Annotated in this window: 7 protein-coding genes and 1 pseudogene; 7 read left to right on the top strand and 1 reads right to left on the bottom strand. The window is 67.5% G+C overall.

The window, feature by feature from the left end; translation table 11 throughout:
* Window positions 1–73: 73 nt before the first annotated feature.
* The 3 genes and pseudogenes from ER13_RS07070 to ER13_RS07060 all read left to right on the top strand — a co-directional run.
* Window positions 74–763 (top strand): annotated as a pseudogene (locus ER13_RS07070) (TSCPD domain-containing protein); the annotation flags it as partial.
* 55 nt (window positions 764–818) lie between these two features.
* On the top strand, window positions 819–1,313 hold the full coding sequence (locus ER13_RS07065; RefSeq protein WP_008262964.1) for a pentapeptide repeat-containing protein: 495 nt from the start codon (window positions 819–821) through the stop codon (window positions 1,311–1,313).
* Window positions 1,314–1,460: 147 nt separating this feature from the next.
* On the top strand, window positions 1,461–2,279 hold the full coding sequence (locus ER13_RS07060; protein ID WP_154726275.1) for a pentapeptide repeat-containing protein: 819 nt from the start codon (window positions 1,461–1,463) through the stop codon (window positions 2,277–2,279).
* Window positions 2,280–2,339: 60 nt separating this feature from the next.
* Here ER13_RS07060 and aspS read toward each other — a convergent pair whose 3' ends face one another.
* Entirely contained in the window at window positions 2,340–4,172 is a 1,833-nt protein-coding gene (aspS, locus tag ER13_RS07055) for an aspartate--tRNA ligase (protein ID WP_035307896.1), read from the bottom strand.
* 160 nt (window positions 4,173–4,332) lie between these two features.
* Between aspS and ER13_RS07050 the strand changes: the two genes are divergently transcribed.
* The 4 genes from ER13_RS07050 (at window position 4,333) to ER13_RS07035 (ending at window position 9,194) form a co-directional block, all read left to right on the top strand.
* Window positions 4,333–4,620 carry a YciI family protein gene (locus ER13_RS07050; RefSeq protein ID WP_008262633.1) on the top strand — a complete coding sequence of 96 codons (288 nt, stop codon included), beginning with the start codon at window positions 4,333–4,335 and terminating at the stop codon, window positions 4,618–4,620.
* Window positions 4,621–4,705: 85 nt separating this feature from the next.
* The gene (locus ER13_RS07045) at window positions 4,706–5,398 is read left to right on the top strand and encodes a DnaA/Hda family protein (protein WP_050771611.1); all 693 of its coding nucleotides are present in this window, start codon (window positions 4,706–4,708) and stop codon (window positions 5,396–5,398) included.
* A gap of 77 nt (window positions 5,399–5,475) precedes the next feature.
* On the top strand, window positions 5,476–7,692 hold the full coding sequence (locus ER13_RS07040; RefSeq protein ID WP_008261738.1) for an RNA degradosome polyphosphate kinase: 2,217 nt from the start codon (window positions 5,476–5,478) through the stop codon (window positions 7,690–7,692).
* Window positions 7,692–9,194 carry a Ppx/GppA phosphatase family protein gene (locus ER13_RS07035; RefSeq protein WP_008261530.1) on the top strand — a complete coding sequence of 501 codons (1,503 nt, stop codon included), beginning with the start codon at window positions 7,692–7,694 and terminating at the stop codon, window positions 9,192–9,194. Before ER13_RS07040 ends, ER13_RS07035 begins: the two co-directional genes overlap by 1 nt.
* Window positions 9,195–9,209 lie beyond the last annotated feature (15 nt).

The following is a 9,209-nucleotide window of genomic DNA, read 5'->3' as shown; positions in this document are numbered from 1 at the left end:
GCTGGGGCCTGTTTATAGGGAATAGCCTCCGCGCCTCGAAACGCCCCGCCCCGCTCCCACGCCCGCGCCGCAGGAGCGCGTCGTCGAACGTGTGGTCGAACGCGAGCGCGCGCGCCGCAAACTGCCCGATCGGCGCAAGGGCTATATCCAGAAGGCGGCCGTCGGCGGGCACAAGGTCTATATCCACACCGGCGAATACGACGACGGCGAACTGGGCGAGATCTTCATCGACATGCACAAGGAAGGCGCCGCCTTCCGAAGCCTGATGAACAATTTCGCCATCGCCATCTCGATCGGACTTCAGTACGGCGTGCCGCTGGACGAGTTCGTCGACGCCTTCGTCTTCACCCGGTTCGAGCCGGCGGGGCGGGTCACGGGCAATGACTCGATCCGCTCGGCCACCTCGATCCTGGACTATATCTTCCGCGAGCTGGGCGTCTCCTATCTGGACCGCCACGAACTGGCCAACGCCGGCCCAGACGAGTTGAACGCCGACGGTCTGGGTCACGGCAAGGCGGAGGGGGGAGAGGCCGTCCCCGCCGCCCGTTTCATCTCGAAGGGCTTCGCCCGCGGTTCGGCGCCCGACAATCTCGTGGTCCTGCCCTTCGGCAAGAAGGCCGAGCCTGAACCGAAGGTCGTCGCCAACACCGAGGCCGTCGCCTGTCCGTCCTGCGGCGATTTCAGCCTGCAGAATCGCGGCGGCGTCTGGGTCTGCGACACCTGCGGAGACGCCCGGGCGGTTCACGGCGGCGATCAGGGCTAAGTTAACGGCTGGGCTCTAGAGTGCCGCCACGCGACGTTTTCGCTGGAGCGACCCCATGTCCCGCCTGACTGCCCTGTCCATCGCCGTCGCCGTATTTGCGACCGCCGCCACCCCTGTTCTGGCGCAGAACGCCAGCCAGATCGCCAGCGTGAAACGCGGCGCATCCTGCGCCGGCTGCAACCTGTTCCAGGGTGATTTCTCCGGTCTTGAGGCGCGCGGCCTGAACCTGTCCGGCGCGCGCCTGCGCCAGGCGGACCTCAGCCTCAGCGTGATGAACCGCACCCGTTTCTCCAACGCCGACATGCGCGACGTCGAGGCCTACGGCGGGGTCTTCTCCAGCTCCAACTTCTCAGGAGCAGACCTGACCAACGCCAGCTTCGTCGGCGCCTATCTGCAAGGCGCGAACTTCGCGGGCGCAAAGCTGATCGGGACCAACCTGTCCGGCGCCGACCTGTCGCGCGCCGCCGGATTGACCCAGGGTCAGCTGAACCGCGCCTGCGGCGACGGCTCGACCATTCTGTCCGGAAACCTACGTATTCCCGCCTGCTGACGGCCATCCGTCTTGCCGGGATTTAACGAAATTACCTCGATTTAAGTAGGTATGGCCGGTGTTTCGGGGCATTCAGACTGCGTGAAACAGATCGCCCGCCCAACCCCCATCCGATTGAAATCCGCGCTGATCGCGGCTGCGGGCCTGATGCTCGCCACCCCCGCCTTCGCCGGGATCGAGATGACGGTCCAGGATCGCGACGTGGCCCGGTCGGTGTCCCTGGGCGGTTCGTGCAATCGCTGCGAACTGTCGGGCCGAAACCTGTCGGGCGCCACCTTCACCGGCGCCAGCTTCATGAACGCCACCCTGGTCGGCGCCAATCTGCGCGGCGCGGAAATGGTCGGCTCCAACTTCACCGGCAGCGACTTCAGCCGCGCCAATCTGACGGGGGTCGAGATCGTCGGGGCCAACTTCACCTCGACCAATTTCACCGGCGCCGTCCTGACGGGGGCCGAGGCCCAGGGCTCGTCCTTCGTGCGCGCCAACCTGTCGCGGGCCGACCTGTCGGGGGCCGAACTGCACGGCGTGAATTTCAACGGCGCGACCCTGGCGGGCGCGAATTTCTCGAACAGCGAACTGTTCGGCGCCACCCTGGCCAATGTCCACGCCATCGGCGCAAACTTCTCCGACGCCGAGATCAACGCCTCCAACCTGTCCGGCGGCGACTTCTCGAACGCCTCCTTCCGTGACGCCAGCCTGGACGGCGCCCGTCTGACCGGGGCGACCTTCACCCGCGCCGACTTCAACGACGCCTCGCTGCGCCGCACAGACATCCGGGGCGCCGACCTGTCCGGGGCGCGCAACCTGACCCAGGATCAGGTCAGCGAGGCCTGCGGCGACGGCGCCACCCGCCTGCCCGGTCGTCTGACGCCCCAGGCCTGTCGCGGAACCATCCGGGTGATCCGCACCCCGCCTGCGCCGCCGGCTCCCCCGGCCGTGCGCCACTTCGTGTCCGCCGAACACTGACCAGCAAAAAGGGGACGCCGCGGCGTCCCCTTCTTCGTTTCGGCGATCAGGCGTGGCCGATCAGACCTTGATCGGCACGGCCGTGCGGATGTGGACGTCCTTCAGCTGGCGCTCCTCCGCCTCGGTCGGGGCGTTCATCAGCAGATCCTCGCCCTGCTGGTTCAGCGGGAAGGCGATGACCTCGCGGATGGCCGTCTCGCCGGCCAGCAGCATGACGATGCGGTCGATTCCGGGCGCCAGGCCGCCGTGCGGCGGCGCGCCGTAGCGGAAGGCGTTCAGCATGCCGCCGAACTGCTCCTCAACCACCGAGGCGTCGTAGCCGGCGATCTGGAACGCCTTCAGCATGATCTCGGCCTTGTGGTTCCGGATCGCGCCCGAGCACAGCTCATAGCCGTTGCAGACGATGTCGTACTGGAAGGCGCGGATGGTCAGCGGATCCTGGGTCTCCAGCGCCTCCAGCCCGCCCTGCGGCATCGAGAAGGGGTTGTGGCTGAAGTCGACCTTCTTCTCTTCTTCCGACCATTCGAACATGGGGAAGTCGACGATCCAGCAGAATTTGAACTGGTTCTCGTCGATCAGCTTCAGCTCCGTGCCCACGCGGGTGCGGGCCAGGCCGGCGAACTTGGCGAAGACCGACGGCAGGCCGGCGACGAAGAAGGCGGCGTCGCCCTGGCCCAGACCCAGGGACTTCATCAGGGTCTCGGTCGGCTCCTGACCCAGGTTCTTGGCGATGGGGCCGCCCCAGGCGCCCTGGTCGTCCGACCAGAAGATATAGCCCAGCCCCGGCTGGCCCTCGCCCTGCGCCCAGGAGTTCATGCGGTCGCAGAAGGCGCGCGATCCGCCGGTCGGCGCCGGGATGGCCCAGACGGCGTTCTTCTCGTCCGCGCCCAGGATCTTGGCGAACAGGCCAAACCCGCCGTCGCGGAAATGCTCGGACACGTCCTGCATCTTGATCGGGTTGCGCAGGTCCGGCTTGTCCGAACCATACCAGGCCATCGACTGGGCGTAGGTCAGGCGCTCGAAGCCCTTGTGCTCGAACGTCTCGCCGAAATCGTTGGTGAAGACATGAACGCCGTCGATGGGCGACACCGGCTTGCCCTCGCCGAACTCCTCGAACACGCCGTGCATCAGCGGTTCGATGGCGGCGAAGACGTCTTCCTGGGTCACGAAGCTCATCTCGACGTCGAGCTGGTAGAATTCCAGCGAACGGTCGGCGCGCAGGTCCTCGTCACGGAAGCAGGGGGCGATCTGGAAATAGCGGTCGAAGCCCGAGACCATCAGCAGCTGCTTGAACTGCTGCGGCGCCTGCGGCAGCGCGTAGAACTTGCCGGGGTGCAGACGCGACGGCACCAGAAAGTCGCGCGCGCCTTCCGGCGACGAGGCGGTCAGGATCGGGGTCTGGTACTCCAGGAAGCCCTGGCCGACCATGCGCTGACGGATCGAAGAGATGACCCTGGAGCGCAGCACGATATTCTTGTGCAGCCGCTCGCGGCGCAGATCCAGGAAGCGGTTGGCCAGGCGGATGTCTTCCGGATACTCCTGATCGCCAAAGACCGGCATCGGCAGTTCGGCGGCTTCCGACAGGACCTCGACGCCCTGGACGCGAACCTCGACCTCGCCGGTCGGCAGGTTCGGGTTCACCACCCCCGCCTCGCGCGCGACGACTTCACCGTCGATCTTGATCACGCTTTCGGCGCGCAGACGTTCGACCGCCGCGAAGCCCGGCGTCTCCGGGTGCAGCACCAGCTGCGTCAGGCCGTAGTGGTCGCGCAGATCGATGAACAGCAGGCCGCCGTGATCGCGCTTCCGATGCACCCAGCCGGACAGGCGGACGGCGGAACCGGCGTCGGAGGCGCGCAGGGCGCCGCAGGTGTGAGAGCGATAGGCGTGCATGAATGGACCGTCTGGAATTCTGCGGTGGAATCTGACGCCTCAGGCGCCTGAAATCGAAGCGGCGTAGGGCGCATTATCCCCCCCGAAAGTCAAGGTTTCAGCCGTTGCAAACCCCGCCTCGCCGCGCGATAGCGGTTCCAGTCACCGCGCAAGGCTGCCCATGTTCATCGTCACCATCACCTACACCCAGCCCATCGAAGCCATCGAGGCGAAGACGGTGGAGCATCGCGAATGGCTGGACATCCATGTCGCCAGCGGCCTGATCATCGCCGCCGGCCCCATGGTTCCGCGCACCGGCGGGATCTTGGTGGTGCGCGGCGGCGGCGCGAAGGAGGACCTGGAAGCCCTGCTGAAGGACGATCCTTTCCAGATCCATGGCCTCGCCGACTATAAGATCACCGAGTTCAAGGCGGGCAAGCTGATCCCCGCCCTGACCGAATTCGCCTGATTCCGTCCACAGGGCGGGCCTTCGCTCCCCTGTACCAACAGGATGCGCCTGCGCAGTTCGTCTCCGCCTCTGCTATGACAGGCTCATGCCCGCGCAGAGCGCCATGATCCGACCGAACGCCGAACAGCTGCGTCTGCCGCTGGAACGCCCGCTTGCGGGCGAGGCCTTTGTGTCGTCGGACAGCAACGCCGAGGCCGTCCGCGTATTGTCGCGCTGGCCGGACGGCGCCGGTTCGGTCCTGGCCCTTTACGGACCGGCGGGTTCGGGCAAGAGCCGGCTGGCCGCCGACTGGGCCGAACGGGTCGGGGCCGTGCCGCTGAACGGCGTCGAGGCGGCCCTGGTCGATCCGCTGGAGCTGGAAGGGCGGCCGGTCCTGTTGGATCGCGCGCGCGATGCGGACGACGAGAGCCTGTTTCACCTGATCAATCTGGCCCATACGGGCGGCGGCGCCCTGCTGCTGGTGTCGCGCGCGGCCCCGCGGAACTGGTCCGTCGCCCTGCCCGATCTGCGCTCACGCCTGGACGCGGTCCGGACCGTCGCCGTCGAGGCGCCGGACGACCGGGTCCTGTCCGCCATTCTGCGCGCCCGGTTCGCCGAGCGCAGCATCGCCCCGACCGACGAGGTGATCGCCTATCTGGTGCGGCGGCTGGACCGGTCCGCCGACACTGCGGCGACTGCGGTCGAACGTCTGGACGCCTTGCACCGCCCCGTCACCCGAGCCCTGGCCCGGCAGGTGCTGGACGAAATGAGCGCCGCCGTCGAGGTCGAGACCGACTGAGGGCCGGGGCGAATGGCCGCCCATGAAAATGTCGATGGCCGCTTGCGGCCGTCACAGTCGCGCGCGAGAACCGGGCCATGACCGACGCCGCGATCCACGACGCCACCCTGGGCGAGGAAGTCCCCGCTTCCCGCGCCCCCCAGCTTGCCCTGAACGAGGACCTGATCGCCTCGCCCACGCGGTTCTTCAACCGTGAAATCTCCTGGCTGGCCTTCAACGAACGTGTGCTGGAAGAGGCCGCCAATCCGAACCACCCGCTGCTGGAACGCCTGCGGTTCGTGTCGATCTCGGCCAACAATCTCGACGAGTTCTTCATGACCCGCGTCGCCGGCCTGAAGGGCCAGTTGCGCGAGCGGGTGCGGGTGCTTTCGGCCGACGGCCTGACCCCGGCCGAACAGCTCGAGCGGATCAATATCTCGGCCGGCGACCTGATGGCCGAACAGCAGGTGCGCTGGCGCCAGCTGAAGAAGGAACTGGCGACCGTCGGCATCGAGGTGGTCGACCGCAACCGCCTGACCAAGACCGAGAAGGAGCGGCTGGAGCCCGAGTTCCTGAACCAGCTCTTCGCCGTCCTGACGCCCCTGGCCATTGACCCGGCCCATCCCTTCCCCTTCCTGCCCAACCTCGGCTTCTCCCTGGCGCTGAAGCTGAAACGCAAGGGCGAGGCCAAGACCTTCTACGCCCTGGTGCCCGTGCCGACCCAGGTTCGGCGCTTCTGGGAACTGCCGACCGACGGCCGCTCGGCGCCCGGTCGCAAGCGGTTCATCACGCTTGAAAACGTGCTGCTGCTGTTCATCGACCACCTGTTCCCCGGCTGTGACATTCTGGAGAAGGGCCTTCTGCGCCTGATCCGCGACAGCGATATCGAGATCGAGGAAGAGGCCGAGGACCTGGTGCTCGAGTTCGAGGAGGCGCTGAAACAGCGTCGCCTGGGCTCGGTCGTGCGCATCAAGATCGAGGCCTCGATGCCGACCGACCTGCGCGACTTCATCGTCGGCGAACTGGAGGCGACGCCCCAGGACGTGGTGCTGGTCGACGGCATGCTGGGCCTGGCCCAGCTGTCGGATCTGATCCCCGGCGGCCACCCCGACCTCAAGTTCAAGGGCTATGAGCCGCGCTATCCCGAGCGGGTCCGCGACAACGGCGGCGACATCTTCGCCGCCATCCGCGAGAAGGACATGCTGATCCACCACCCGTTCGAGAGCTTCGACGTGGTGGTGCAGTTCCTGCGTCAGGCGGCGCGGGACCCGAACGTCATCGCCATCAAACAGACCCTGTATCGCACCTCCAAGGACAGCCCCATCGTCGCCGCCCTGATCGAGGCGGCCGAGAACGGCAAGAACGTCACCGCCCTGGTCGAGCTGAAGGCCCGGTTCGACGAAGAGGCCAATCTGCGCTGGGCCCGGGCGATGGAACGGGCGGGGGTCCACGTCGTCTTCGGCTTCGTCGAATACAAGACCCACGCCAAGCTCAGCGTCGTGGTGCGGCGTGAGGGCGAGGCCTTGCGCACCTACTGCCACTTCGGCACCGGCAACTATCACCCGGTCACGGCCAAGATTTACACCGACCTGTCCCTGTTCTCGTGCGACCCGGTCCTGGGCCGCGACGCCAGCCGGGTGTTCAACTACATCACCGGCTACGCCACGCCGGACGAGCTTGAAGCCCTGGTGGTCTCGCCGCTGAACATGAAGTCCACCCTGATCGAACTGATCGGCAAGGAGATGTCGGCCGCCGCCATGGGCAAGCCCGCCGCCATCTGGGTCAAGCTGAACTCGCTCGTCGACCCCGAGATCATCGACGCCCTGTACCGGGCCAGCCAGTGGGGCGTGCGCATCGATCTGGTCGTGCGCGGCATCTGCTGCCTGCGGCCGGGCGTCACGGGCCTGTCCGAGAACATCCGCGTCAAGTCCATCGTCGGCCGCTTCCTGGAGCACAGCCGCATCGTCTGTTTCGCCAACGGCAAGGACCTGCCGCACGACAAGGCCAAGGTCTTCATCTCCTCGGCCGACTGGATGACGCGCAACCTGGACCGCCGGGTCGAGTTGATGACCCCGATCCGCAACGCCACCGTCCATGACCAGGTGCTGGACCAGATCATGGTCGCCAATCTGAAGGACGACGCACAAAGCTGGGTGCTGGACGCCGAAGGGCGCTATACCCGCCTCATCCCCGCCGATCCGGAGCGGCCCTTCTCGGCCCACAAATATTTCATGACCAATCCCAGCCTGTCGGGCCGTGGGCGCAAGGTGAAGACCCTGCCGTCCGTTCTCAGCTACGAGCGTCCCGGCCGCTGATGCCGGATCTGGCGCTTACCGGCCGCGACGTCGCGGCCATCGACATCGGGTCCAACTCGGTCCGTCTGGTTCTCTACCGGCTGGAAGGTCGGGCGATCTGGACCGTGTTCAACGAAAAGGTCCTGGCCGGTCTGGGCCGCGACCTGCCGACCACCGGCAAGCTGTCGCCCGAGGGGGTGGTCATGGCCATGACGGCCCTGCGCCGTTTCGCCGCCGTGCTGGAGGGGGTTCGCCCCGACGCCACCCTGATCGCCGCCACCGCGGCCGTGCGCGAAGCCAGGGACGGCCCTGAGTTCTGCCAGCGCGTCGCCGCCGAGACGGGCTTGCAGATCCGTGTCCTGTCCGGCGAGGAAGAGGCGAAATACGCCGCCATGGGGGTGCTGGCCGGCGCACCCGACGCGCAAGGCGTCTCGGCCGACATGGGCGGCGCCAGTCTGGAGCTGACTCGTCTGGACGGCGCGCCTGGCGCGGCGCGCAGCGTCGAACAGGGGCTGACCCTGCCGCTGGGCCCCTTCGCCCTGGCCGAGGGCAAGGGATTCGACGCCGACCGGATCAAGGCCCGCATCGACCAGAGGCTGAAACCCGTCGCGGCCCAGTTCCAGACCGACCGCCTCTACGCCGTCGGCGGCGCCTGGCGCACCCTGGCCCAAGTCCATATGGCGCTGAAATCCTATCCGCTGAAGGTCGTGCACCAGTACGAGATCACGGCGGACGAGGCGCTGGAGACCGCGCGTCTGGTCGCGCAACAGTCGGCCGCCAGCCTGGCGAAACTGCCCAGCGTGTCCAAGAAGCGGGCCGAAACCCTGCCCTACGCCGGCCTGGTGCTGGAAGGTCTGATCAAGCACCTGAACCTGAAGCGGATCGAGATGTCCGCCTGGGGGGTGCGCGAAGGCCTGTTGTTCGAAACCCTGGACGAGGCGACCCAGGCGGCCGATCCGCTGCTGGCCGGGTGCGCGGCTCTGGGCGGACGGCAGGGGATCGACCCCGCCCTGCCCGGCGCCCTGAACGGCTGGATTTCCGACGTCGTCTCGGCCCTGCCGTCGGCCTTCGGCGCCGCGCGCGACGGCGTCCTGTCCGCCGCCGCCTGCCGCCTGTCGGACCTGGGCGCCCGCCTGCATCCGGACCACCGTCTGGAACTGGTCTTCGACCAGGTTCTGCGTGCGCCCGTGGCGGGCGTCAGCCATGCGGAGCGCGCCTTCCTCGCCTGCGCCATGAACGCCCGCTACGGCGGCGGTCCGGCCACGCCCCAGCCGGACATCATCAGCCGCCTGTTGAACGAGGACGCCGCCAAGCGCGCCCGCGCCCTGGGCCTGGCCATCCGCCTGGCCTGCGATCTGTCGGGTCGGTCGTCGCAACTGCTCGCCAACGCCACCGCCACGGTCGGCAAGACCGAACTGAAGCTGACAGCCACTGAAGGCTACGCCGACGTCCTGCTGGGCGAACAGACGAAGAAGCGCGCCAAGGCCCTGGCCGAGGCGATGGGACTGGGTCTGAAAATCTAGGGAGACGAAGGTCTC

It is taken from the genome of Brevundimonas sp. EAKA, assembly GCF_000698025.1.
GTDB lineage: Bacteria > Pseudomonadota > Alphaproteobacteria > Caulobacterales > Caulobacteraceae > Brevundimonas > Brevundimonas mediterranea_A.
The sequence above is the reverse complement of the archived record's forward strand: the minus strand, read 5'-3'. Positions and strand labels throughout refer to the sequence as shown.